The following is a 25,017-nucleotide window of genomic DNA, read 5'->3' on the forward strand; positions in this document are numbered from 1 at the left end:
TCAGGAAGTTTGGGCCGCCGATGATGTTGACGCGCGGGTTGTCTTTGCGTGTTGGTGCTTGTTTGATCCGTGCTTCTATTGAGGTTGGGTTGCTTTTTTGAGTGCTGTTTCTGGTGAGCAGTTGCCTGTTCCGTCGTCCATCCAGTCTCGGAGGAGGGCTACTACGCCGGGTTTGTTTGGCCCGATGTATTTGGCTCTTAGGCGAGAGTAGTAGGTGAGGATGGGGGCTGCTTGTTGGCGGATGGCCGTGTCTTCTGTACGTGGAGCGGAGCCTTTGGGGATGGCCCATACGAACCGGTGTTCGCTTCCTGAGAAGACTGGGACGCTGAAGAAGTCTCGTTTGACGAACTTCTTTGTTTCTCGGAACGATTCTTCGCTTTGGACGAAGAAGTCGACTGCGTAGTCGGGGTAGCCGAAGAGGTAGCCGTAGCCGCGGTTGCGTCTTGGTGTGTCGTCCATTTCAGTTGCGAGAACTGTTTCTATTGGGGAGGACGAGGGGGTTAGTCCGAGGTAGCCGAAGAAGGCCTGTTTTTCGGTGAGTTTCTTGGTGAAGGTTGGGCGGCTGTATAGGATTCCGCTGAGTGAGCGTTTGCCGTTGTAGGTGGTGCGGAAGGGTTGGAGGAATGCTCCGATGTTGTTTCCGCATTTGATGACGGCGAGGATCTGGCGCAGTTCTTCTAGTTGTTTGTGGTCTGGGCTCTCTAGTTTGGTGGTTACTTCGAGCCACCCGCTGCTCATCGGTTTGATTCCGCCGACGAGGGTGTAGAGGGCTTCCCCATCCATCATCTTGAGCAGGAGAGATTCTGCCTTTGGGCGTAGGGCGGCGGGGAGCTGTTCTATGGGGAAGCAGTCTTTTCTGGAGACTCCCCCCAGTGCGACTGAGGGGATGAGTGCGATGAATAGGCAGGCGCGCATTTACTTGCCTGCCGCCTTGTTTAGGCTGAAGTAGTAGTTGTATTGGGGGATGTTTGGATCGCCTGGGGCGATGGTGGCTGGCAGGGCTACGTTGGCGAGTTCGCCTATATTGAGGTTTCTTCGCGCGTCGTTTTTGGCGCTTGAGCCTGCGGGTCTGTAGGTTGGTTTTCTGGAGCTTACATGTCCATCTGCCCAGAGTGCGCAGGCTGTTTGGCCAGAGTGGCGGCCGTGCATTCTGGGTGATGACGAGCTTATGTTATCTGAGTTATAGGTTGGGTCGAATGGGGGGCCGATGAAGAATGATTTGCCTAGGCTGGCGGGGTTGTAGGCGTTGACGGCATCGACTAGGACGACTGTGTTGGTGGGTTCTTCGACCAGTGACATGTTGATGGGGTCTAGGACTGGGTTGGTTCCGTAGGCGCTGAGGGATCTGAAGAGGAGTGTGTTTGCGCCGTAGGCTGGGACCAGTGCTCCAGATCCGTCTTTCCAGTTTGTGAATGGGTTGGGGAGGTCTTTGCCTACTGGGTCGTCTTGAATCTGGACGTTTTTCATGTAGGGGTAGATCAGCCCTTGTTCTCTTTTGTAGAGGAATTCTGGGCGCTGGACTCTTCCGTGCCACCAGACGGTTTGATCTGGGTATGCGGGGGGTGTGACGCTTCGATAGCCGTCTACCGAGTAGGGGACCATGGTGTCGTCGTAGTCTCCGTTGTAGAGGAGGACGCCGAGTCCGATTTGTTTGAGATAAGAGACGTTTGCTGTCTTTTTGGCCGCGGCTTTGGCTTGCGCGAAGACTGGGAAGAGGATGGCCGCAAGGATCGCGATGATTGCGATTACGACCAGGAGTTCGATGAGTGTGAACCCTTTTGATTTCGTGCGAGTGTTCCGGCGAGAATCGGATTGTGGGATGACGAGCATTGCGTGATGAATATAGCATACGATACCCCCGTATAGTATATTCAGCTTATTGTTCCGTTTTAAGGTTCATGATAGGGATACCCCGTAGCGGTATTTTGAGTGTATGATGGCTTTATGATGAGCCGTGGGAATGTGGCTGCTCTGCTGATTGGTGCCTTGATGGCGATGTGTTTTGTTTGGATTTTCAGCATGATGCCCCGTGATCTGGTTTCGATTTTCGGGGTGGCTATGGGGAATCCTGAGACGATTCGCCCTTCTGTTCGTGTGGAGAACATTGGGGTTCATGGGATTATTGGGGATGGCGCTCACTCTCATGGGACGATGACTGCGGAGCAGCAGAATGCTGACAAGGAGCAGCATGTTCAGGTTGAGAGTTCGATCTTTTTTACGCCTGGTGGGTTGTATACGAAGGACGACATTGCGAAGAACGGTCCTTTGTCTCCCTCTGAGAAGTTCAAGGACATCATGTCTCGGCATGATTTGAAGCCGAAGCCCGGCGACAAGTTATGTCCTATTACGAATACGAAGGCGAATGACAGTTTTACTTGGTGGGTTGGTGGGAAGCGGTATGCGTTTTGTTGTCCACCTTGTATTGAGGAGTTTGTTCTTAAGGCTAAGAAGGGGAAAGCGCCGAAGCTGCCGGATGAATATGTGCAGCGGTGAGCCTTTGAACCGGGTTAGTGCCTGAGAGACAATAACCCGGCGTGGGTGAGGGTTACTTAGTGGATCGTCGTCGGGCGAGGCCGAGGAAGCCTAGGCCGAGGATTGCCATGGTTGCTGGTTCTGGGACGGCTTGGGTTTTGACTTCGCCGTTGAGCTGGAGGTTGTCGAGTCGGAGGTTTCCTGAGGTGGACGTGGCTCCGGTGTAGGTGAGTCGGAGGCTGAGAGTTTGGATGTTGCTTCCGAGTGAGGTGAGGTCGAAGGATCGGACTGCTCCTGCTACTGCGGTGGTGCTGTTTCCGAAGCCTGGTGCTGTGCTGAGATTGAGGTCGAACGAGCTGCCGAAGTTGGTGAAGCTGCCGCCGTTGATGCTGTAGGCGAGCTGGTAGGAGTTGAAGCCTGTTGACGTGCGTTGGCCTGCGAAGGAGAAGTTTAGGTTGCTGAGTACTGTTCCAGCTGCGGCGGTTGTGGTGAGGGTGAGGTTGCTGCCGTTGTTCACCTGATTGGTGCCGCCTTGGATTGCGAGGGCTGCTCCGGATGGGTCGCCTGCGACTGCGTTGGTGATGGTTCCGCTGAAGCTGACCACGTTTGCGATGGCTGCTGTGGTGGTGAGGCTGGTGGAGGTTTTGAGTGCGCCGCCGTCTGCTGAGAGGAGGAGCGCTGCGTTTGCTGCGGAGGTTCCGCTTGTGCTTGCGTCGTTGAAGTTGTATAGGCTGAGGAGGTCTGCTTGCGCGACCGCCACTGCGCTGATGGCGCTGAGGACTAGGATGGATTTGAGGTTCATGGTGCTGCCTTGGGAGTCTTTAGGACTCTCGTACGGGGAGGTTACGAGGGGGCAGTTAACACCGTATTAAGACGGGGAAACCTTAACAGATCGGTTGCGTGGAGTTGGTTTTGTTTGCGGCCAGTATGGCGTTGATCTTGTCTATCTGGGCGGCGCTATGCCTTCGGAAATAGGCCATTTCTGAGGGTCGGAGGCAGCTTCGGGATGTTTCGATGAGTGCTTCGGCTCGCTGTGTTTGGCCGGTGGCTATGCAGGAGATTGCGAGGAAAAGCCAGGCATCGGACATGAAAATTCGATCGGGGAGTTGAGGGTGTTCTTGGGGGAGAACTGCCTCGAGGATTTGACAGGCCTCTGCGTAGTTGTGGGCGTTCATGGCATCGCACCACGAGCGGAGGGCTTGCAGTAGTGTGTCTTCTATGTCGTCGACGATTGCTTTGAGCTTTTGGTTGACGAGTCGGTGGGTGAGTTTGACGTACTTGCCTTTTCCGTAGGTTGTTTCGATTTGGGCCAGGGCCTGTTGGATTCGGGTGATTTGGTCGGGGTTTTCGGTGATGTAGGGTCTGTCTCTGACGACTGCGTAGAGATATGGCGACGGGTCACCATGCGCGATGGCTTCTTGGAAGAGTTGCTCGGCCTCGGGGTACTGGTTTACCTCTAGGTGGAGGAGCGCCATGGCAAGGCGCGTGAAGACAGGGAGGATCTTGTCGTTCGGGTACTTGACTTCGTCGGAGTCTTGTTGGGACTTGAAGTGTGCAAGGAAGTCGGGGAGATTTTGCAGGGTGATGCGTTCGTTCCATTCCATCGGGGTTTGGGTTATCTTATCAGGTCTTGTAGGTGCTGTCTGTCCCTTTCGATGGTGCGCTTTCCGTCTGTGAAGCAGACGTTGAAGCGATGGGGAGAGTGTTCTAGGTAGAAGGCCCATCGGTGGGACGGGCTTAAGGGTGATGGCTCTACTGTTTGGGACAGTGACAGGTTCCAAACGGCTTTTCTTGCTGCCGAGTCGAGTTCTTGGTAGGTTGTGCGGTGCCTTCCTTCGTCATCGAGTGTGTTCGCTTCTTTGACGAGGAGTGGGGCCAAAGTTTTGGCTATGTCGTCTGAGTTTTGGAACTTTGGGTAGAGGTCGTTGTGGAGTTCGGAATACTTTGTGAAGGCTCGGGCTACCGTATGGGCGACTAGGTCTTCGTGAGCTTCCTTTGCTCCTATGCTGTTGCCTATCACGAGGCGTGCGAATGCCCAGATGAAAATTACGGCGATGGGCACGAGGATGATGGCTAGGGTGTTAGTGACTGATTTGTTCATGTTGGAGATTTCCAACTAGTGTATGGAATGGTTTCTTAACTATAGGACGTGGTTCAATGATTTGAAAGCACCGCTCTTCAATCCTCTTGGGTGGCCCAGACGAGTTGGGATGCTTGCCGAACCAGAGGCGCTGAAAGGGGGTGATTGGGTTCCTCCGCGAGAGTTGCTGTATTGGCCACCACGGTCGAACAACGCGTATGTTTATTGGGACGGAAAGATCTACCGATTCAAGGCTGTTAGGTGAGTTGGTCGTGAATCCGGTTTTGTGTGAGGAAAGGCATGATGTCGAGCTTTACATTGACCTGTGCCTCCGCTAGATTATGTTTTTAAGCTAAAGGCTTACAGTTTTTGTGAGTTAAAATCGGTATCGTTTATGCTCGTTACACTTCTCTCTTGTATAAGCATCGCTACACTGAAAGTTAAGGTAGAGCAGCCGATTCTGTACCTGAGCCATGGTAGTGGCCCGAGGAAGGCTGCAGGATTCACTTTTAGTTTATGCAACAGGAAACTATCCGTTCGAGATGTGCGAGCTACTCAGATTATCGGTGATAGTGGGAGGCCTGCTAGAAGTGAATACGCCGTCGATATTGCGTCACGGACCATTATCCAATTTTGGAATAGCCATTTTAGGATGGTGGCATATGACTTTAACGGGGGCGTGCGCTGGAAACGTCCGGTTGGAGGTGGGGATCCACACGCGTTTCTTCTGGCAGGGAATGCTGTCTTGTTCATTCCAAACGCTCCTCTCAACACCTACAATCCGTATCGTCTGTCACCTGAAGGGTACTTGCGGTGGAACCCCAATGATGTGCAAGTGGTCGCCAGAAGTTTGGCTACTGGCAAGCAGCTTTGGATGAAGCCACTCATCAAGTGGGGACTGCCTCTCATGTACCTCGGAAATTCAGAGTATCTTGCGCTCACACCGAACTACAGTCGATCCAATTCCAAGCCGTCGTATTCATTGCAAATTCGATCTACTGTCGATTGTCGGTTCATCTCGGATGTGACGGTTAAACCTAAACAACTGAAGAGCCTCGTCTCCAGTATTGGGCCTTACGGCAAGCCATGGTTCACTATTGTATCGAGCAAGATTGACGGACCCGGCTCCGTTCACAAGCTTAATCCGCCTTCCTTTATAACGCTCCCGCCTCGGAAGAAACGCGGCAATAAGTGCTTCTCGTTGCAAGTTGACCGACGACGTTGTACGGCCAATATCAGGGTATTTTTCGCCCACAATGATCCTGAGGCGATGCGATCTTGATAGAACACCGTATTGAATGTTTCGGTAGTTCCGAACTCCTGACTGGGTGCTAGGAGTCTATCGGAGGAGATATCTGCATCTTGGAGTTGTTCTCCTTTCAGTTATGTTGCTCTTTGAGTCCCTCATGGGACTTCGCAAGCAGCGAAGATCCAGCAATTGGGTATGTATGAGTTTATAGACATTAGTGCAGACAAGTAGTGAGATTATCGCATTCATGAGACATTCGATCCCTAGAACCGTTTTTGTCGTATTGATTGCCGCCTCATACTTATATCTTTTCCTTTTCTGTTTAGACAATGGATTTACTGGCTATTTGTCGGAAATACTTACTAATCGAGGAGAGTATTCGGCATCATTTACTCAATATCTAGAAGACTGCTATGGGCTTAGGGGCTATCACAATTTAATGGATTTCGTGGTCTTGGCCTTTGCTGTATGTAGTGTCTTTTCTGCCATCAAGGTCTTTAGGTCTATGAAAGGCTCGTTGTCGAAACCGATAGGCTATGGTGTCGGCATTGGATTGGCGGTTTTGACGCTGATTTTGATCCGTGCAAATGAGGAGGCGCTGGGGCGTCATCGCATTGATTGGTTCGATATGGCTTTGCTTTGTATCCCGTTGTGCATTTTGTTGCTCGCTCGTCGGGTGGGACGGGTGGTGGAGATTGGTTAGTTAATTGATTTGTACTAAGATGGGTAGGGAGATCAAATCTAAATGCTGCAAGAAACTCTACTTTCACAAATAGATTCTTTGGATTCGAGTACTTAGCAAAGGAATGTCTTTTGGACATAGTTGTCAATTCGACCAAAGCCTGAAACTTTACGGTACTCGTTGGTGTTAAACATCTTGATGCTCTGTCTCTTCCTGGTAGCTTTCAAGTGCGAAGCTGGAAATCTTGATGCGGATGTTGTTGATAGCAAGTTGCTCTGCGCGGCTTTTAGACAGCTACCCAGTGCTAAACCTTTTGTCGTTGAGAGTTTTTATAGGAGTGCGCGCGATCACGGGGTTCGTGTGACTCCGGCAACAAGGTCGGCAACCGGATTTGGATGGGCAATCGAAGCACGGATGGAGTTGAACAAACCTAACGCCCATGTGATTGGCCGGGTGGGGATGGTTGAGAAGGTTCGATTGCCATATTCAGCATTTTGTGCTGCGATGACATTGCTTGACAAAAAGCATGTGTTGCGAATCCCATGTGAGATTTCGTACGGACGAGATGGCAATCGATTTTTGTTCTGTCTTACGCCATTACCCATGGTTCCAGACTCCTTCATAAATGTTAGCGTTGGGCTAAACGGAGAGAGTCCGTACATATTCAGAAGGTTGCAGTAGATCGTTGTCTTCTTTAGCTACTCCGCGAATAAGATGAGACAACGTTTTCCTAGCGATCATCCTTGATTTCGCATGCGGTGCAATCTGGAGTAGAGGACGGTCTTATATTTCTGGCTTTGGCTCCAGTCATCCAGGACTTTTGCTCTCCGGGTGATTTGTGGCAGTGCAGGTACCGTAAACTCGAATCGCTCTATGGATGAGGCGCTGTGATCTCATCTTTATGTGAGCAAGAAGCTGTGGGCCGCACCATGAAGTTATCTGAGTTTGTTAAGTCGGAGAGGATTGGCCACCTTCTTTACCCAGAGGGTCTACCACCAGCCATCCGTCCTCCTGACTGGCCTTCGGAGGGAGACACGGAGGTGCATGAGTGTCAACGAGAATTTTTCTTGAGGGTGGCCTCAGACATTCCTGAACTTGAAATGGATGATCTGGCTATTTGGTATAACTGCCTGGGATTCATGCATGTTGAAGAGGCAAGAGATTGGCTCCCTCTCTGGATGTGTTGTAGTGTATACGCTTGTCAAATAGAGTTGGATTATTGGGGTGAGATCGCCTTCAAGGTGAGCCTGAGACTAGTGGATTCATTTGAGGCCGGGAACAGCACTGTGCCCCATGAAGCGGTTATAGAGTTTTATAGAGAAGCAGGCAATGGCTGTGACTTCGAATTTGTGGAGGCAATCAATAAATCCGTAGGGTTCGACTTGTTAAGTGATGAGTCCTCCGAGGAAGAGTAGGCGAAGGCAGATAGATTCGTCGGTAGTGGCTCTGAATCCGGAGCGATGAATTTGCCAGGCGGACAGGATGGCTACATGCAAATTGTAATCTCCCACGATACAATCAACCTACAGATTTAGTCTCATGAATACCGTTCAAAGCAATTCCCACCTACGTTACAATCCTAACGCCTTTGAGAAGTAGGGATCTGAAATGTTACGACCAAAAGCTAGACATAAGAAGACTCCTTTCAATAGAGACTCGATGATGCTTGATCTAAGTTCCGAAGACCGAGGAGTTCGCGTTGATACGCTGTTGCGTTTATCTGATCGGCCTCTGGTGGAGGTTGCGGAGTGTTTCTGTGAGGTTGTTCGGACGGATGCAAGCGACTACGTGGCTTGCGGCGCGATCCTTCTGCTTGGAACCTATGGAAAAAGGAGCATTCCCACTCTGAGAAGGCTGATCAGCAGTGAGCTTTCGCCCATGAGGCTGAATAGTGTTATTTTTGCTCTGATGGTTAATCGAGATTGCAGCTGCGCGGAAGAGGTTTCGGGACTGCTGGGGTGTGAGGATTGGTTCGTTCAGTTCAGCTCACTTCGTTATTTGGTCCGATGTGAGAGGGATTCAAGTCGTTACCTTCCCCTTCTCCAGTCGCTCAAGCTATCTCTTCCCTCTTCTGAGGAGTTGGAGCTTGAATATGCTGGGAAGTTTGTTTCGAGTCCGCTCTATTGTGACCGAGCCGTCGCGCTTAAAGAAGTGGAAATGGTCATTCGGAAGGCTCGTCGATGGAGGCGAACTAAGTGGATTATTTGAACGGATGCACTGATTGATGTGGGAGCATCTTTTAGGGGTTCTTGGGTTCGAAAACTTTTATAGGTTTCTGGCCAGTCTGACAAACGTGAGTGGTTATTCGTAAACGCCTGAGATCGACCATCACTATTGGGATTAACCATCTTAATATTCTTCAAAGGGAAATCAAATTGAGAGCTTTAATCACGATGTCCGAGCTTGCCCCGGTGGTAACGATTTTTGTTTGGATCGTTGTTAATTGTGCTGTTTTGATTGGGTGGGTGAAGGGCGATAGAAGTTTCAGTTTAGGCACCCGGTTTTTCCAGATATTTTTGGTCTTTCTTTTGGCTTTTAGCGTTTCCATTTTCATGAAGCCGATGATTGTTTCGATCTATGTGAGCAATGGCAACAAGTTGTAGATTTGCCCGGATGTGGGATTTATGGAGAATGCGACTGCTTTCCCAAGGTCACTTGATCTCATCAGATCTCGTGCCGTGTTTTGTGTCGTAGTGGGCTTGGTGGTTCTCATGTGCGGCGGTGATCTTGGGAAAGGAACCTGATAAATGACTAATAGTCGCCTGGTAATGCACAACTATTTCTAGTCCCCAGCAAGGTCATTCCCTCCCATTGTGTCTCCCGCGGTTGAGAGACCGAATCTAGATCAGAATGTGGTGACCGGTTTGGGAGGAGTAAGTCGTCGGATCGTCATGATTGCCCCCGTTGCAATTCCCTCCTGTATTTTGTGCGAAGGTCACCCGTCGGGATTGCTCCGCAGTTCGGCAGGCCTGCGGAAATAGTTGGCCATTGAGTTGATGTAGTAAGGGCGTTGGTCTTGGTGGGCGGTTATGGCTTACAAGTTATTTGCAGGGATGCTAACGCTGCTAAGGTCTTAAAGTGTCAAGAACTCCACGCCATTCTTCTCGCGAGTATTCAGAAAGCCCAAACTCCATTGTTATGGATATTGAATACATTTCATCTAAAAGACCCAATATTTCTTCTACTTGCTCCTCTGAGTACTTGGTAGCTAGGGACAATGCCCCGATTGAATCAGAGGGCCAGAAATCACGAGATAGCACCGCATCTACAGATTCCACAAAGTGATATAAGTCTTCTCTATTTTTGTTCAAGACGTAGATGCCGGAAAGGATGAGGGCAGGCAGGACGGTAGTCAGGGCATTGATCGAAATTAGGGGTATGTCGTCGGTCAGCAACTCTGCAATCGATCCTTCTGAAAAATCTGTCCAATGCTTTCCGTTGAGAGCCTTATTGATAAACTCCTCATCGGGGTGTCCTTGACCAGGTCGCCCTCCATAAGATGGAGAAGCTATTCGCGGTAGTTTTTTGAGATGAATTAGTGATTCCATGTGCAAGCTACTTACGTATTAACGAGATACCCTATTGGATACGATTATCCAGATCTCTTCTTTGATCGCGATACGCCTGGTCTACACCGTTCGAACAAAGCAATTCGCGCGCTTACCGCGGTGTCATCTTTTATTCTTGTCTATTACCGTCTGGATTGCCTTTGATTCGCCCGTTAAGAGTAAACCTCTCGCCAGGTGCCTTACACTGCTTTGCTGCCTCGCGAGTTAGGTCGGCTAGCATATCGTCATCTCACTTAGGATTGCGATCACCAGTCGGAATTGCTCCTCAGTTCGTCAAGTCTGCGAAAATAGTTTTCCATGGTTTCATAGCTTTTGCGATCTCCTTCGATTTCACGGGCGACCTGCTCGTACAAGGGTTGAGCACGAACCTCGGCATCTAAGAAGGCGGACTGCGCCATCGACTTGCTCACAACCTCTGGGATGCTTAAAGGAAGGCTTGAAGTAGGTTGAACCTTCAGCGCCCAGAGCATCGCTTCGCGGTACTGCCCACCAAGGATCATCAACATTGAAATTTGCAGATGATCGAAGTCGTTTCCATGCTGCCGGTATTGCTGGCGGTAAATCTCAAGAACATCTTCGACAGAACTGCCGCATTTTGGTGTCTCGATGATGTCTTTCATGTCTCCGTTATCTTCTATTCTTGTCGAGCGGCTGTGAGTCAGTGACCAGCAAGGGCCAACCAAAACCACTCACGTTGCAGCACCTAAGGTTAATACGAGCAACCACTTGCATCAAGAAGGTCCGAAACTGGGAGGTTTCGAAGTATTTCTAATGACTTGTAGTAATCGGCCATCGCCTCCCCAGTTCCTCCGTCCATCTCATTTGTGATTTCACGAAAGAGACCCTCGGCACGTTCATATGCAGCTAAGTATGCCGCACGCGCCATCTCGCCATCTGCGTGTTCAGGATCGAACTCCAGGTTTCCGCCTATGATCGGCTGAACGCGGTTAAAGTAAATAACTGCTTCCCGAAAGTGCCCTGCAAGGAACAATACGCTTGCCTCGCCAAGTATGTCCAGGTCATTTCCCACATGATGGTGTGACAACCTGTGTTCTTCCAGCAGTTCTTCGACTGTGGAGTCCTTATTGAATGTGAATGTGAATGTGATAACTTTTTCCATAATAATCTACGGCCATCCAATATGGGGTGCATGTGCATTCTTGACGAGGGTTGCCGCTACCATCCAAGCCGTCCTGACAACTCTTCACCATCAATCGTTGAACAATACTCTGCGTGGCGCCGAAGAGCCAACTGTTTTGCCCAGCAGTTTGATAAGAAAATACAACCGAATATACAGGTCCGTCTAAATGCAGATCTCAAGCTGTCTATAGTTGGCGGGAATGAGGTCGATGAAACCAGAAGTGCGAAATGGGAGGCTAGACTGCATAGGTCCTCTGGCTAAAGGTGCTGAGTTTGTGTTTATGTAGTCAAAGTCCTTAAACACTTTGCCATTGAAACTCACTTAGCAGAAAACTACCAGACCGATCCAATCGGCACCTTTCTCTATCTAGGTTTCGTCACACATACATCGCACTTATTATCATCTAATAAGTTACGGCTCGACTCGGAGCAGAGATGAAAAGTCACTTATTGCGGCGGAACATAAAATTGCAAGCACAATAGAACATTGCTGTCGAGCCGCACACAATAGGCACCCCAAAACCAAAGGCCAACATCGCATTCTCGCCGAGCAGTCGATCAGGAGACCTGACAGATTGTTTGTAGATATATAGACCGTAATATACAAATACGGCCATCCCAAAAACGATTGTTGCGATCTTAATTCCACGAGGGGGCATGGATTCTCCTCTTTTATCACCATGGCGACGATCTGATCGTTCCCGTGATTGCGGTTGCATTGCCTATCAGCACAGATACAGCAATGACACCTACAGGATATCGCAAGGATATGCCTAACGTTTTTACCGTACACCGTTTTTGCCGGGAACGTACAGTGATGGAGAAGTCTACGGCACTCGGTTGAGAGATTTGGAACCTGATAAGTGACTAAAGGCCGCCGATTGGCGACCTTTTAGATTCGAATATTTGGAGCGGGAGACGAGATTCGAACCCGCGACCTTCTCGTTGGCAACGAGAAGCTCTACCACTGAGCTACTCCCGCTTACAAGAAATGTTATACCGCCCTTTTTGGGGATTTCGCAAGGGTCATAATCAAAGAATATGCGAACTCCATCAAAACGCCTGGCTGACTTGGGTGGGATTATCAAGGAAGCTGGGGCGATTGCTCAACGTTCCCGTGAAGACCTGGTTCGAGAACTGAAGCCTGATGGATCGATTGTTACGAATGGTGACCGCACGGTTGAGACTTGGTTGCGGCAGGAGCTTCCCTCGTTCCTTTATCAGTCTGCTTTTTGGGGTGAGGAGTTTGGGTTTGAGGAGCCGGGGCCTGCGGGGACTTGGGTTGTGGACCCTGTGGACGGGACTAGCAACTACTCTTATGGCATGCCTTTGTGGGGCGTGAGTATTGCCTTGGTGAAGGATGGGAAGATTGAGCTTGGGGCGGTTTTTCTGCCGGACTTGGGTGAGCTCTATCTGGCTGAGCTTGGGCAGGGGGCTTTTAAGAACGGTGTGGAGTTGGCTGCGATTCCTCGTGGGCCGGTTCAGGCGTTTGAGTTGGTGAGTGCGGACAACTCCACGGCCAAGCATTTGGGTGAGGCGAAGGTACCTGGGAAGCTACGGTGCTGTGGGGCGTTTGTGATTGATGGCGCTTTCACGGCTACTCAGCGGTTTCGGGGGCTTGTTGGGAAGGGCGAGCGGCTTTATGACATTGCCGGTTGTGTGGCGCTTGCTCAGGAGTTGGACGCGGATGTTCGGTATGCGGATGGGTCCGTGTTTGACATTTCGGACCTGAGCACTCCGAAGCAGATTGAGAAGCCTTGGCTGATTTTCCCTAAGGATTCTGGGTTTATTGCGCCGCCGCGTTTGTCGTGACGACGGACTTGTCGGCTGCTTTTAGTCGGAAGTTTTTGGGTGATAGGTTGTCGGTGAGGATCGCTTTTTTGACTCCTTGCTGAAGATCGACGTGTTGTTTGTCTTCTCGGAAGTCGCAGCCTCGGACTAGGAGAGTTCCTCCGTTGGCTTTGATGGCTGCGTTTCCTGTGTTTTTGCCGTCCCATTGGACGAAGGTGCAGTCGCTGAAGCCGATGGTTCCTGTGCCACTGATGTTGGCTATTTGGTTGCAGGGGCCCCAGAAGGCTGAGTTGGAGAACCTCACCACGCCGGAGCATGTGGGGGAGACTTCTACCATGGTGGGGTTGGGTCCGTGGAAGGCTGTGAACTCGCCGTTGGTGATGAGGAGTCCGAAGGCGGCGCATTGATCGACTCGGACTGCTTGGTAGCAGTCGTCTGCTCCTATGCCGAGGAAGTTGCCGTTGCAGGAGCCGTTTTTGGTTTCGATGAATCGGTAGCCGATGTTGTATCCGAAGCTAAAGGTGTTGAGGACGTATTCCCAATCGGAGCGGCCGAAGATGAACGACTCGCCGTTTTCTTGCTGCCATTGGAAGAGCTTTTTGGACATGCTCCACCAGGGGTTAAAGTGGACGTTTTCGATGCGTCCGATGTCGTAGATGGCGTCTACGTAGATGCCTCTTCTGAGGGGTTGGCCGTGGACGTTTCGGATGAGGTGTCGGGCGTTTTGGCTGGCGTCGATGCCGTTGTATGGGTTGAGGAGTTCGACATCGAGTACGGCTGGGTTGTTGCCTCGCATGGCGATGGCGTAGGGGTACGGCTTGGGGATTTCTTCTGTGGACTGTTTGGGATAGTAGAAGACGATGCCTTTGAGTGTGGAGTTTTCGTTGAGCGTGAGGAACGGCCCTTCTTCTGTTCCTTCGCCACCTTCGACTAGGAAGGTTGTTCCGCCGTCGGTGGGTTTGGCGGTGCCTTTGTCCCGGATTCCGGCGTGGGATGGGATGGATTCCCAAGAGCCTTTGAGCGTGACGCCTGCGGGGACATTGATTTTGCCGAGGAAGCGGTAGTTGCCGGATTCGGCGAGGACGGTGGTGTGCTGCTTGCCTGCTGCATCGAGGGCTGCTTGGAAGGCGGCGGTGTTATCGGTGATGCCGTCTCCTTTTGCTCCGAAGGTAGCTACGTTGACGACTCCGGGCATGGTGGCCACGATGAGGGAAAGCGCGTGTAGGATCATTTTTGTTTGGTTAGAAATTGAGTGGGGCGAGTCCTTTTTTCGGGGGACTCGCCCTTGGGGGCTACCTTTGTGCGGTTTGTGGGGTGTCTTGCAGGGTGGCTGTGGAGAACTTTCTTTGGTTGGATCTCAACTGGGAGAGTTCTTCTTTGCTGGCCTCGCCAGGGAGGCTTCCCAGCTTGAACCAGAGCGCTACTGCGAGGACGACTGCTGAGATGGCTGTGACTACTTGCCACATGGGGAGTTGGGGTTTTTCTCTCATGGATTAGTCCGTATCTGGGTTTGGCCAGCCGTTGGTCCAGCCGAGTCTTGGCCAGTTTTTGTCGTAGGAGATGAGTTGCGGTGTGGGCCAGTGTCCTGAGGAGAGAGCTTTATCGATGGGCATCGATTTGGCGTGGGAGTCCATGAAGACGAGGTTCATTTTGACGTTGGGCATCCAGCAGCAGCCTGCATATCCTTGGGGGATGTTGGCTTGGGATCGCATGTCGTGGTAGGGGATTGCTTCGTTGAAGATCCAGGTGTTGGAGGGTGCTGTGAAGCTGCTGAGGTTGTAGAGACGGTTTGCTTGGTCTCCGCCTGCTGCTCCGCTGAAGGTGTAGAACATGTAGAAGCGGTAGACGTAGCTGGTGAACCAGGAACTAATTTTGTAGTTGACGTTTGAGCTGCTATCGCTGGGGCAGATCCAGATTTGGTCGTTCTTTAGGTAGGGGTTGAAGAGGGCCCGGATGGAGTGGGTTTTGGCGTAGGCGATTTGTTGATCGCTGCCGGGTGCCCAGAATCCGCTGGCGAGTTCTCCGGTCCAGTCTTGGTTGGCGTCGGCATCGGCTCGATAGACCACTGGGAAGTTGTCATCGTTGTCGCCGATGTACATTTGGAAGGCGGTGCCGATCTGCTTTTGGTTGGAGACACAGGTGATGGATTTGGCGGCCATTTTGGCCTGTGCGAACACTGGGAAAAGGATGGCAGCGAGGATCGCGATGATCGCTATGACAACAAGTAGCTCGATGAGGGTGAACCCTCTCTTTAAGTTATGATCTTTCATAAGGTTTCTCCACTGTGAGAATTAATATGCGTTTAGGAAACTGATTGCGGATGTAGTCCCAAGGTGATGATTTCTGGGGGTAAGAGGATGCGGTTGTTGCTTTGGGTTTTGTTTGCGTCCTCTTGTTCGATTTTTTCGAGGGTTAGATCGACTGCGTTTCGTCCGATTTCTCTGAGCGGTTGGAGGACTTTGACGAGCATGAGGTCATCGGGTGTGTTGAGGTAGGGCTCGTCGAAGCAGCCGATTGCGTATTGGTCTCTTGGGATTCCGAGTTCTTCGACGATCTGGAGGATGAGTGCGAGTCGGGTTGCGTCTGCGGTGAAGATGGCGGTTGGGAACTGGAGTTTGGAGACGAGTTCGCGTGCTCGGTCGTAGTTGGGGCGGTCGGCTCCTTCGCCTGTGTCTTGGATGAGTTCGATGACGTTTGGCTGGAGGCTGCGCTCTTGGACGGCGTTTTGGTAGCCCTGGAGGCGATCTCTTAGGACGGTGCTGTCGATGGGGCCGGTGATGTAGGAGATGTTGGTGAAGCCTGCGTCGCAGAATTTGAGGGTGGCTCGGTGGGATCCGGTGATGTTGTCGCTGAGGACGGCGTCTACGGGGAGTTCCTCGATGTAGCGGTCGAAGAGGACTAGGGGGATGCCGGCTTCCTGGATTTTTTGGATGCAGTCGAGGTTTTCGTTGCCTCCAATGTAGATCATGAGGATGCCGTCGATGCCTCTTTCGATGACGTTGAGGATGTTTTCTCGTTCGGTCTCTACTTCGAGGTTGTCGAGGTAGAGCATGATGTTCACCCCTCGTTTGCGGGCGTGGTGTTCGATGGACTGCATGAGGAGCGGGACGACGTCGGTGCCTGCTCGGAAGTCTGGGGATTCGTTGGCATAGAGGTAGGGGGCGATGACTGCTACGGTTCGGTGGACTTTGGGTCTTTCGTTGACGTAGGTGCCTTTGCCTTGCAGCCGGCGGACCCAGCCTTCTTGTTCGAGGGAGATGATGGCTTCTCGGACGGTGGCTCGGCTGACTCCGTATTGGGTGATGAGTTCGGGCTCTGACGGGAGTTTGTCTCCGGCTTTGAGTGTTCCGTGCTTCAACGCGTCGAGGAGGGCGTTGCGGAGCAGTTGCGGCTTGCTCAGAGATTCGATCCGGTCGGATAGCATGGCTGCACTATACATCAGACGTCAGACATCAGACAAGTTATTTTTTGGGATTTTGTATGGAGCGTTGCCAGTATCTATCTACTGAACGGTCAGTTTGCGTGTAGTGGGTTTAGCTGACACGGGAAAGCTTAACAATGTTATTAACGGTTATTTAACAGATGGCTTGACATACTTTCAACGCCTTATTTGATTGAACAAATCAGTAGAAGCCAGCGGTTTCAGTTGGCAGGGCATAAGGAAATTGTATGAAATCGAATCTGCGTCAGAGCGCGTTTACCCTCATTGAACTTCTTGTCGTGATTGCAATTATTGCGATTCTTGCTGCGATCCTGTTCCCTGTCTTTGCTCAGGCGAAGATGGCTGCTAAGAAGACGACGGATATGTCTAACTTGAAGCAGATTGGTACTGCTGGTTTGATGTATATCGGCGATTACGACGACACGTTGATCAGCCCTGCGCTTCGGACTTGCGGCCTGAACGGCGCGGATAACCGGCCTTTCGGCAGCCCTCTTTGGAGTAACAACTGGCGGACTTGGCCTGAGCTGTTGTTCCCGTTTGTAAAGAGCAAGGACATGTTCACGAGTCCTGGTTTGCCTCAGTACCCTTACCAGGGTTATTCGATCAACGATAACTCTTCGAACGACGACTTGCCGAAGATGTATGACGCGGCGACCAACACGGGTGGCGGTACTCCTCCTGGAAACTACTTGGCTGGTGGCTGTGCTGGGAATGCTTCGGTTCCAGATCCTACGCAGACACCTGTTTCACAGACTCAGGCGGCGAACGTGGCGAATACGATTTGGTTCTACGATTCGAACCCTGGCATTTTCCAAGATTTGAACAACTGGAACGACATTGTGTCGCTTTGGCCAACGCTTTCAGCTTCTGACAAGGCTTCGAAGGGCAAGCCTGTTTTGGACGGCGGCGAGGTTACGGCTCAGGTTCTTTTGAGTGGCGGATCGAAATTGGAGAACAGCACTTTGATTCCGACGATGCCTACTCGGTTTGGCGGCGTGATGAACATTGTTTGGCTTGACGGTCACGCGAAGGGTGTGAAGTCTTCGAGCTTGAAGGGCGAGCAGTGGAACATGGAGCAGGTTCCTCAGGGAGCTGAGTTCTGAAAAAGGGTCAGATGAACGTCCACCCTATGATCGCCGTTGGCGTTGGGGTGGTGGTTATTCTTATTGGGCTGTTCGTGTTTGTGATTCGTCCTCAGATGGAGGAGTCGAGCGCGACGAAGAACTTCAATAGTCCCGAAGCGATTGCCGAGCGAGACCCTGCTAACCGAAAGGGGAGCGCGGATGCTCAGGCGAAGATCGCTGAGATGCGTGCGAAAGAAGTCGCTAGAATGCAGGCTTCTGGTCGCTAATATTCACTTGGGGTGTGGCATTTGTTGCCTCACCCCGTTTCCATTTATCCGGTACGTTTTATGTTAACTTCCCTTCTCTTTTGTCTCGCTGTTGCGCCTGCTCCCAAGAACATTGTGGTTGTGATGACCGATGGTCTTCGGTGGCAGGAGGTTTATCAGGGTGCTGATAAGGCGCTTATTGATCCTTTGAAGGATCGGACGATTAAGCAGCGGTTTTGGCGGGATACGGTTGAGGCTCGTCGTGAGGCTTTGATGCCGTTTTATTGGTCTGTGGTTGCGAAGCAGGGTCAGGTTTATGGGAACCAGGCTCTTGGCAGTGTGGCGCAGGTGGCGAACCCTTTGAAGTTCACTTTCCCTGGGTTTAACGAGACGGTTTCGGGTTATCCGGATCCTCGAGTGAGCAGCAACGAGTTTAATCCGAACCCGAATGTTTCTGTGTTTGAGTGGTTGAACAAGAAGCCTGAGTACAAGGGTCGGACGGCGGCTTTTGGGGCTTCGGAGATTATCTCTTTTGTGTTGAACCACAAGCGGTGTGGGTTTACGGAGTGCAGTGGTTATGCGCCATTGACTGAGGGCAAGTCCAATGCTGAGATTCGGCAGTTGAACCGGGTGAAGGCTGAGTTTCCTCGGCTTTGGGATGATGAGCCTTATGACACGGTGGCTTTTCATACCGCGCTTGAGTACACGAAATTGAATCGGCCTCGTGTGTTGTTCTTGGCTTTAGGTGAGACAGATGAGTGGGCTCATGAGAAGAAGTACGACCTGTATTTGACGGCTGCGAATCGGTTTGATGCGTATTTGAAGGAGCTTTGGGAGACGTTGCAGTCGATGCCTCAGTATCGGAACAACACAATTTTGGCGTTGTCTTGCGACCATGGTCGGGGTGCTGGGAGTCAGTGGGACGATCATGGGGACAACATTCCGGGTTCGGAGGGGACGTTCATTGCGTTTATGGGTTCTGGTGTGGCTCCTCTTGGTGAGATGAAGCAGGTTCCGACGGTGACGAACTCTCAGATGGCGGCGACGTTGGCTCGGTTGGTGGGTTACGATTTCAACCAGTTTCAGCCGAAGGCGGGTCGGCCGATTTCGGCGGTTGCGCCTTAGGCCGGGTTTGGGGTTGGAATGTTCCTTCCTCATTCCGGCCACTCCCGTACGTCCGGACAGCGGTCTATGGGGCATGGATGATCTTCTCATCTCGTGGCTGAAGTTCTGCGACTCCTCCAGAGTCGGGGAATATTCGGAGCTGGCCTGGGGTCTTCGACGCCCAGGCTAATGCGCTTTGACACCTGCCGGGGTCAGCCGGATCGGGTGCTTGGAATTGATCCTGTTTTCGGGTTTGGTAGGTTGTCCACCTTCAGCCTGCCCTGCTCCCGCACCGATGCAAGGTAGGCGGGCGGGGGCCGGAGTCCCAATACCTGCCTTTCCTCTCGGGGACGAAAGGAAAGGTGCCGGAGGTTGAGGTTTGTGTGCTTGGCTTAGTTCCTCTGTTTTTTTATAAGGAAGGGACAGTGATGGTCCCCGCCCTGGTGCTGCGTTCGCCGCACCCCACCCCTATTTTAAAGCTGCGCTTTCCCAGGCCTGCGCTTCGCTCCGACCTGGGCTTATATAGGTCGCTCCTTCAGAGCTATCCGGACGTGGTTTGTGGGGTTGGTGGTAGGGATCGTGACGGTTACTGTCCACGGGCTGCATTCGCAGCACGCCGTTGGCATTGCGTTTCCGTCTAGGCTTACGTTTACCGATCTTCGCGCTGACTTGTCGTTGGATTGGAAATCGGGTGGTATTTGGTAGGTTTTGCCCCCTCACTCCGGCTCTCTCCCCCAAATTCCGGAGAATTCGGGGGAGAGAGGGGTTCCGGATGGGTTTCCGTTCTTTGTTTGCTCTTAGTCAAGTTGGTGGAGGTCGGGGGACTCTTCTTTCGTTGTCTCGGCTAGGAAGGAGTCAGAGCGGGGGTTCGTGGATTTTGGTTAGCATCCGGACTCTCCTATCCCCACCTTTGTATGTTCATGTTGTGCCTCTAGATGTGGGAATCTTTGAGGTGAGTCAGGGCGGTAAGCCTCCGTTGTCCTTTTCTGCATTGTCAGACGAGAGGAGACCGCTTCCGCCCTTCTTAGAACGCCGATGAGGAATGCCGCGGCTTAGACAAGTCCGCCGATGCTCTGCAAGGTCTCGTGGGAAGGGTTGCTACCCGCTCTGACTCAAAGGAGCAGAGCATGTTAAGTCTTGGAATTGATGCATGGAAACCCTACTACACAAACCAACGTGCCAAGGGACTCTCCAGCACCGAAAGCTACGTCATCCTCGCCAGAAAGCTGCTGCGTGTTGCATGGAGCGTTTACAAGCAAAAGGGTCCGTTCATACAAAAGAACGGACCCAATATTGACAACCCAACATAGAATCTCCTCTCGGGGACGAAAGGAAAGGGGCCGGAGGCGTTGGTTTGGGCGTTTGGTTCGATTTTTTGGCAGGCTGAACTGAGCCCAAATCTTGAGACACTATTCTGGTCTTGATTTTACGAAGTAAGTCTCTTCGATAGTTGCGGGGTTGTGGCCGCCGAGTGACGAAATGGGACGGGAGTTGTTTTAGAACTCAACAAACTCGCCCGCGAGATGCCAAGCAAACGGCAAGCCGCTTGAACCGAAACAGGAGGCTTTCGAGACAGAATCACTTCTCGCTTTTCCCGGACCGTGGACTGAGCGTTCCCAAAGCTTCCTTTAGAAATTCAATCTCCAAGTGAGCACGGCCCAGATAGGATTCGAGTTCACGAATCTTGGCTTCTGGTGTGTTCACGCTTGGTCGCCAAGCCTCATCGCTAAAAGTCTCTTCACCTTTGGCACGGTATTGCTGGATCCACCGATCCAGAAGTGACTCTGAAATCGCGTGATAGCGAACTCCAACTAGCTCACTTTTGGTGGTCCATAGCTTTTGTTTAGGACTGAGAATTCCTGGCTTGGAAACTGTATCGAGATTTCAGTCCAGTGGCTATTAGAAAACGTGTGGTGACGTCGGAAACTTATTGACAGAAAGAGAACGAGAGAATATTATTTGCAGTAACTATGCTAGGAGACGAAGATAGCGGCTCGGTCTTTGGTCGCATAAAAGGACTTTTCTCGAAAGCGAAGGATAAAAAATCCGTCGCTACGGTGACTGGCTCCCTAATCACTATTGGGTTCATTGTGTTGTGGCTCATTTGTGATCAATATGCGCGATCTGGACCACCAGTCAACACTCGCTTCCAGGATAGTTTTTCGCCAGCATTTTTGATATGGGTGGCAATCTGTATTGGTTTAGGAATTTACAGATCTAAGAAACCGAGTGAGGAAGACCGTGGGTAGAAGCACTTTTCGCTTGTCATTAGTTATTTTTTGTTTGATTCTCTCCTCTTTTGCTCCAGCGCATGCTGAGGACTTCCTTAGCAAAATCATCTCATCTGCGCAGGAGGTAGTCTCTGCAGTCTTAGATATCGCTAAAAAGCACCAGAACGAGATTAATAAGGAACAGATGCGCCCGTTGGTCGGCAAGCTTGAAGATGCTGCTGAATCCCTTGGACTGTCAAATCGGGCCCTTGAATCCAGTGTAAACCGAGCTCTTCAGAACACGAAAATTAACGAGACCGTGCCGGCCAAATACGCAAATCGGGTTCGACAAGATGCACGAGAAGTAAATAGGGGCAACAAAGAGCTCTTACAGTCACTAAACGCGATCAAGACCTATCTTAACCAGCTTCATCTTGAAGATGGCTCGGGCAACCGTCTGAACAGCGGCCTTAGTGCCTACCGGATGCAGCTGGACATCGCTGAAAAGATACAGAAAATACAGGATATTGAAGACGCGATGAACCAAGTGGTAACGAAGCAGTCCAAAAACGCACTAAAAGAGACCATGAAGGCGGCCCTCACCAAGATTGATAAGGTTATCGCCACTGGTCGAGAGATCTATACGGCACTAGAGGACTAAGCGCGCCCTTACCGCGATCCAGTGCGCGGACTGTCAGGTTTGGTAGTTCAACCCGCTGACTTTTCGTTTCTGACGTCGCAGCCAGTCTTCTGGTGGGTTTTCCATGCGCGGTTGGTTCGACCTTGAGTGGGGCAGGTTGGGGTGACCAACCTTCATTGACGTAGCTTCTCCACTACCTGACCGCTCATCAAGATCCGGCTTATTAAACGTCCCAGAAAGCTTGAGATGATGGGGCGGAGGGGGCTATTTTTGGGAATCCGGGGAGGTTGCGGGTCTTAACACTGCTGGAACCCGGTACGCTCCAGGAGATGACCCGTGTTTTCGCCGCCGCCGACATTGGCAGCAACACTGCTCACCTACTTGTAGCCGCCACCGACGGTGAGTTGGTGATGAGGATAGACAACTACAACGAGTGGATCCCTCTTGGGGAGATGGTTGCTCGGCAGGGAGTGGTTCCCAAAGAGCAGGCTCAGCAGCTTGTGATGGTGATCAAAGAGTTTAAGAGGGTCGCTAAGGATAAGCAGGCTCAGGGGCTTTATGTTTTTGCCACTGAGGGGATGCGGATGGCTCAGAACCATCAGCAGATCCTGAAGAAGATTCAGTCTGAAACGGGGATCAAGGTTGAGATTATCTCGCCCAAGAAGGAGGCTGAGCTTTCTTTGCGCGGCATTGGGCTTGATTCTCGGAATATTGGTCCGGAGCTGATGTTTGAGGTTGGGGGTGGTAGTGCCCAGATCGGGAAGCTGAAGAAGAAGGGCTTTGAGCAGGAAGAGAGCCTGCCGCTTGGTACGGGGCGTGTAATTGCTGAGTCTGGGATTACGAGTCCTTGCAGTGACCTTGCGCGCCGGGCTGCTGAGAACTACATTGCGTCGGTTTTGGATCGGTGTCAGATTGAGCACACGGGTGGTGTGGCGGTTGCTTGCGGCGGTGTGGTGCGTGGGCTTTGGCGCGCGCTTCATCCGGATGGTGAAAAGCTGCTTTCGATTGACGAGATTGACTACATTGTTTGGTCAACGGAACGTCTGTCGGTGGATAGAATCGTAGCTAGATTTGGAGTGAAGGCAAAGCGCGCGGGCACGTTGCTGCCTGGGGCGCTTGTCTACCGGGCGCTGATGAATAAGTTTGGGCTTAAGCAGTTGGTGATTAGTGAATTTGGGATTCGAGAGGGAGCCATTCTCGAATTGGCAGCTGGGAAGGTGAAGCCTTGCCAGGTTTGAAGTTACCAGACGACTCCTCGCATCGATATCTGAATCGGGAGCTTAGCTGGCTGCAGTTCAACAAGCGGGTTTTGGAAGAGGCTGCGAACCCGCTGAATCCTCTGTTGGAGCGGCTTAAGTTTCTTGCCATTTTTGAATCTAATCTGGACGAGTTTTACATGGTCCGGGTTAGCGGTCTGATTGAACAGTTTGAGAGTGGTGTTCTGGAGACTTCGCCTGATGGGCTTACTCCGAATGAGCAGCTGCAACAGATTGCGGAGGCTGCTCTTCCCCAGCGGCGGCGTGCTGAGCAGGTGTTTCGGGAATCGATCATGCCTCAGATGGAGAAGGCTGGGATTCACTTGCGAACCTATGCTTCGTTGACGGATAAGCAGCGGAAAGATCTGGATGCTTATTTTGCTCGCGAGGTTTTCCCGCTTTGTACTCCGCTGATGTTGTATCCGGCGACTTCTACGCCGTTCATTTCGAATCGATCGCTGAACATTGCGGTTGAGGTGAGCGACAAGTCGGGCGATACGCGGTTGGCGCGGGTGAAGGTCCCGACGGTGTTGCCTCGGGCGATTCGGTTGACGGGTCGGAAGAACGAGTTTGTGCTGCTGGAGGAGATCATTTGCAATAACCTCCAGACCTTGTTCCCAGGGGTGGATGTTCTTGGGGCGCACATGTTCCGTGTTTTGCGAGATGCGGACGTTGAGATTCGGGAGCTGGAAGCGGCTGACCTTATCGCGAGCATTGAAGAGACGTTGAGGCTCCGTCGTTTTGGTGATCCGGTTCTTTTGGAGTGTGCTTCGTCTATGCCTGCTCACATTCGAAAGCGGCTGATGGGCATGTTGAAGCTGGACGATGACGATGTGTTCAGCCTTGATGGCGTGATGGGGCTGAGCGTGTTTTGGGAGCTGTATCGGATTGATAAGCCGGGGCTTCGTTATCCGCCTTATGTTCCCAATGCACCGGAGCAGTTGGTTGATGGGAAGTCGTTGTTTGAGAGTATCAAGCACAGCGATGTTTTGCTGCATCACCCTTACGACAGTTTCCGCTGTGTGGAAGGGTTTGTGGCGAGTGCGGCCAAGGATGCTGAAGTAATTGGCATTAAGCAGACCTTGTATCGGGTGGGGGCTGAGTCTCCTATTGTTGAGAGCTTGCTGGATGCGGCTGAAGAGGGCAAGCAGGTCGCTGCGATGGTCGAGTTGAAGGCGCGGTTTGACGAGAGTAACAACCTGGTTTGGGCTCGAGCTTTGGAGCGGGCTGGTGTGCACGTCACTTACGGGTTCCCGGAGATGAAGACGCACTGCAAGCTTGCGATCGTGGTTCGGCGAGAGCGCGGTGGGATTAAGACTTATGCCCATATTGGGACGGGGAACTACAACCCTTCAACCGCCCGGATGTACACGGATATTGGGCTGTTCACCAGTAATGAGGCTATCTGCCAAGACGTTGCTGAGCTGTTTAACTATTTGACCGGCTTTAGCAAGCAGACGCATTATCGCAAGCTACTGGTCGCTCCGCTTAATTTGCGTGAGGGGATTCTGGATCGCATTCGGCGGGAGATTGTGAGTCACAAGAAGAAGGGTCAGGGGCGTATTACTTTCAAGTTGAATGCTCTTGTGGATCCTGAGGTGATTGAGGCTTTGTATGAGGCGAGTGCGGCTGGGGTTAAGGTGGACCTTGTGGTTCGCGGTGTTTGCTGCATTCGGCCTGGTGTGAAGGGGATGAGTGAGAACATCCGCGTGAACAGCATTGTGGGTCGGTTCTTGGAGCATAGTCGCATCTACTACTTCGAGAACGGGGGCGAGCCTGAGGTGCTGATTGGTAGCGCTGACGCCATGCGACGAAACTTGGACCGTCGCATTGAGGTGTTGGTTCCGGTTGAGCGGAAGCCTCACATCAAGTATCTGCGGGATATTTTGGATACGTGCCTTAAGGACAACGTGAAGTCTTGGACGTTGATGCCGGATGGGACGTATGAGAAGCGCGCGCCTAAGCCTGGCGAAAAGGTGTTTGATAGCCAGGAGTACTTCATGAAGCACCCCGCTACGAAAACGTTCTTCCCTCGTTAAAGTATCGACTACG

At 51.7% G+C, this 25,017-nt stretch carries 25 protein-coding genes and 1 tRNA gene; 13 read left to right on the forward strand and 13 right to left on the reverse strand.

Translation table 11 applies throughout. The annotated features are described in order from the left end of the window. Positions 1–75: 75 nt before the first annotated feature. The gene (locus ACZ51B_RS04570) at positions 76–915 is read right to left on the reverse strand and encodes a hypothetical protein (protein WP_464296054.1); all 840 of its coding nucleotides are present in this window, start codon (positions 913–915) and stop codon (positions 76–78) included. Next, a complete protein-coding gene (locus ACZ51B_RS04575) occupies positions 916–1,830 on the reverse strand; it encodes a prepilin-type N-terminal cleavage/methylation domain-containing protein (protein ID WP_464296055.1) in 915 nt (304 codons plus the stop codon). It lies immediately after the preceding gene. 114 nt (positions 1,831–1,944) lie between these two features. Here ACZ51B_RS04575 and ACZ51B_RS04580 point away from each other — a divergent pair, with 114 nt between their 5' ends. Beyond that, positions 1,945–2,493 carry a hypothetical protein gene (locus tag ACZ51B_RS04580; protein ID WP_464296056.1) on the forward strand — a complete coding sequence of 183 codons (549 nt, stop codon included), beginning with the start codon at positions 1,945–1,947 and terminating at the stop codon, positions 2,491–2,493. Between the two features lie 52 nt (positions 2,494–2,545). Here ACZ51B_RS04580 and ACZ51B_RS04585 read toward each other — a convergent pair whose 3' ends face one another. From ACZ51B_RS04585 to ACZ51B_RS04595, 3 genes are all read right to left on the reverse strand, one after another. Then, the gene (locus tag ACZ51B_RS04585) at positions 2,546–3,274 is read right to left on the reverse strand and encodes a PEP-CTERM sorting domain-containing protein (protein ID WP_464296057.1); all 729 of its coding nucleotides are present in this window, start codon (positions 3,272–3,274) and stop codon (positions 2,546–2,548) included. Between the two features lie 82 nt (positions 3,275–3,356). Next, the gene (locus ACZ51B_RS04590) at positions 3,357–4,076 is read right to left on the reverse strand and encodes a hypothetical protein (protein ID WP_464296058.1); all 720 of its coding nucleotides are present in this window, start codon (positions 4,074–4,076) and stop codon (positions 3,357–3,359) included. A gap of 11 nt (positions 4,077–4,087) precedes the next feature. Continuing rightward, a complete protein-coding gene (locus ACZ51B_RS04595) occupies positions 4,088–4,573 on the reverse strand; it encodes a hypothetical protein (RefSeq protein WP_464296059.1) in 486 nt (161 codons plus the stop codon). Between the two features lie 724 nt (positions 4,574–5,297). On the opposite strand from ACZ51B_RS04595, the gene ACZ51B_RS04600 reads away from it, so the two are divergent. From ACZ51B_RS04600 to ACZ51B_RS04615, 4 genes are all read left to right on the forward strand, one after another. Continuing rightward, positions 5,298–5,834, forward strand: a complete 537-nt coding sequence (locus tag ACZ51B_RS04600; RefSeq protein WP_464296060.1) for a hypothetical protein — start codon at positions 5,298–5,300, stop codon at positions 5,832–5,834. Positions 5,835–6,048: 214 nt separating this feature from the next. Next, positions 6,049–6,504, forward strand: coding sequence for a hypothetical protein (locus ACZ51B_RS04605; RefSeq protein ID WP_464296061.1), 456 nt, complete (start codon positions 6,049–6,051; stop codon positions 6,502–6,504). Between the two features lie 908 nt (positions 6,505–7,412). Next, the gene (locus tag ACZ51B_RS04610) at positions 7,413–7,898 is read left to right on the forward strand and encodes a hypothetical protein (protein ID WP_464296062.1); all 486 of its coding nucleotides are present in this window, start codon (positions 7,413–7,415) and stop codon (positions 7,896–7,898) included. 193 nt (positions 7,899–8,091) lie between these two features. Continuing rightward, complete coding sequence (locus ACZ51B_RS04615; RefSeq protein ID WP_464296063.1) at positions 8,092–8,691, forward strand: hypothetical protein; 600 nt, start codon at positions 8,092–8,094, stop codon at positions 8,689–8,691. Positions 8,692–9,548: 857 nt separating this feature from the next. Here the strand turns inward: ACZ51B_RS04615 and ACZ51B_RS04620 are convergent. The 4 genes from ACZ51B_RS04620 to ACZ51B_RS04635 all read right to left on the reverse strand — a co-directional run bounded on the left by ACZ51B_RS04620 (position 9,549) and on the right by ACZ51B_RS04635 (position 12,174). Next, the gene (locus ACZ51B_RS04620; RefSeq protein ID WP_464296064.1) at positions 9,549–10,031 is read right to left on the reverse strand and encodes a hypothetical protein; all 483 of its coding nucleotides are present in this window, start codon (positions 10,029–10,031) and stop codon (positions 9,549–9,551) included. Positions 10,032–10,297: 266 nt separating this feature from the next. Beyond that, positions 10,298–10,672 (reverse strand): hypothetical protein, encoded by a 375-nt coding sequence (locus tag ACZ51B_RS04625; RefSeq protein ID WP_464296065.1) that lies wholly within the window; start codon positions 10,670–10,672, stop codon positions 10,298–10,300. Between the two features lie 89 nt (positions 10,673–10,761). Next, positions 10,762–11,172, reverse strand: a complete 411-nt coding sequence (locus ACZ51B_RS04630; RefSeq protein WP_464296066.1) for a hypothetical protein — start codon at positions 11,170–11,172, stop codon at positions 10,762–10,764. 927 nt (positions 11,173–12,099) lie between these two features. Then, positions 12,100–12,174 (reverse strand) — tRNA-Gly (locus ACZ51B_RS04635). 59 nt (positions 12,175–12,233) lie between these two features. Here ACZ51B_RS04635 and ACZ51B_RS04640 point away from each other — a divergent pair. Further along, the gene (locus tag ACZ51B_RS04640; protein ID WP_464296067.1) at positions 12,234–13,004 is read left to right on the forward strand and encodes an inositol monophosphatase family protein; all 771 of its coding nucleotides are present in this window, start codon (positions 12,234–12,236) and stop codon (positions 13,002–13,004) included. Here the strand turns inward: ACZ51B_RS04640 and ACZ51B_RS04645 are convergent. From ACZ51B_RS04645 to ACZ51B_RS04660, 4 genes are all read right to left on the reverse strand, one after another. Next, complete coding sequence (locus ACZ51B_RS04645) at positions 12,979–14,214, reverse strand: glycosyl hydrolase family 28-related protein (protein ID WP_464296068.1); 1,236 nt, start codon at positions 14,212–14,214, stop codon at positions 12,979–12,981. The two genes, ACZ51B_RS04640 and ACZ51B_RS04645, sit on opposite strands and share 26 nt — an antisense overlap. A gap of 61 nt (positions 14,215–14,275) precedes the next feature. Beyond that, positions 14,276–14,473, reverse strand: a complete 198-nt coding sequence (locus tag ACZ51B_RS04650; protein WP_464296069.1) for a hypothetical protein — start codon at positions 14,471–14,473, stop codon at positions 14,276–14,278. Positions 14,474–14,476: 3 nt separating this feature from the next. Then, positions 14,477–15,253: a prepilin-type N-terminal cleavage/methylation domain-containing protein gene (locus tag ACZ51B_RS04655; protein WP_464296070.1), complete on the reverse strand. Its 777-nt coding sequence runs from the start codon at positions 15,251–15,253 to the stop codon at positions 14,477–14,479. 32 nt (positions 15,254–15,285) lie between these two features. After that, a complete protein-coding gene (locus ACZ51B_RS04660; RefSeq protein WP_464296071.1) occupies positions 15,286–16,407 on the reverse strand; it encodes a GntR family transcriptional regulator in 1,122 nt (373 codons plus the stop codon). A 245-nt stretch (positions 16,408–16,652) separates the two neighbouring features. Here ACZ51B_RS04660 and ACZ51B_RS04665 point away from each other — a divergent pair, with 245 nt between their 5' ends. From ACZ51B_RS04665 to ppk1, 7 genes are all read left to right on the forward strand, one after another. Further along, complete coding sequence (locus tag ACZ51B_RS04665) at positions 16,653–17,528, forward strand: prepilin-type N-terminal cleavage/methylation domain-containing protein (RefSeq protein WP_464296072.1); 876 nt, start codon at positions 16,653–16,655, stop codon at positions 17,526–17,528. A gap of 11 nt (positions 17,529–17,539) precedes the next feature. After that, positions 17,540–17,776: a hypothetical protein gene (locus ACZ51B_RS04670; protein WP_464296073.1), complete on the forward strand. Its 237-nt coding sequence runs from the start codon at positions 17,540–17,542 to the stop codon at positions 17,774–17,776. Positions 17,777–17,836: 60 nt separating this feature from the next. Continuing rightward, entirely contained in the window at positions 17,837–18,880 is a 1,044-nt protein-coding gene (locus tag ACZ51B_RS04675; RefSeq protein ID WP_464296074.1) for an alkaline phosphatase family protein, read from the forward strand. 1,106 nt (positions 18,881–19,986) lie between these two features. Next, entirely contained in the window at positions 19,987–20,169 is a 183-nt protein-coding gene (locus ACZ51B_RS04680) for a hypothetical protein (RefSeq protein ID WP_464296075.1), read from the forward strand. A gap of 931 nt (positions 20,170–21,100) precedes the next feature. Continuing rightward, on the forward strand, positions 21,101–21,730 hold the full coding sequence (locus ACZ51B_RS04685; protein WP_464296076.1) for a hypothetical protein: 630 nt from the start codon (positions 21,101–21,103) through the stop codon (positions 21,728–21,730). A 266-nt stretch (positions 21,731–21,996) separates the two neighbouring features. Next, the gene (locus ACZ51B_RS04690) at positions 21,997–22,947 is read left to right on the forward strand and encodes a Ppx/GppA phosphatase family protein (protein ID WP_464296077.1); all 951 of its coding nucleotides are present in this window, start codon (positions 21,997–21,999) and stop codon (positions 22,945–22,947) included. Continuing rightward, the gene (gene ppk1, locus ACZ51B_RS04695) at positions 22,935–25,004 is read left to right on the forward strand and encodes a polyphosphate kinase 1 (protein WP_464296078.1); all 2,070 of its coding nucleotides are present in this window, start codon (positions 22,935–22,937) and stop codon (positions 25,002–25,004) included. Before ACZ51B_RS04690 ends, ppk1 begins: the two co-directional genes overlap by 13 nt. The last annotated feature ends 13 nt before the right edge of the window (positions 25,005–25,017 follow it).

The sequence above is a fragment of the Fimbriimonas sp. LA-C6 genome, assembly GCF_055398105.1.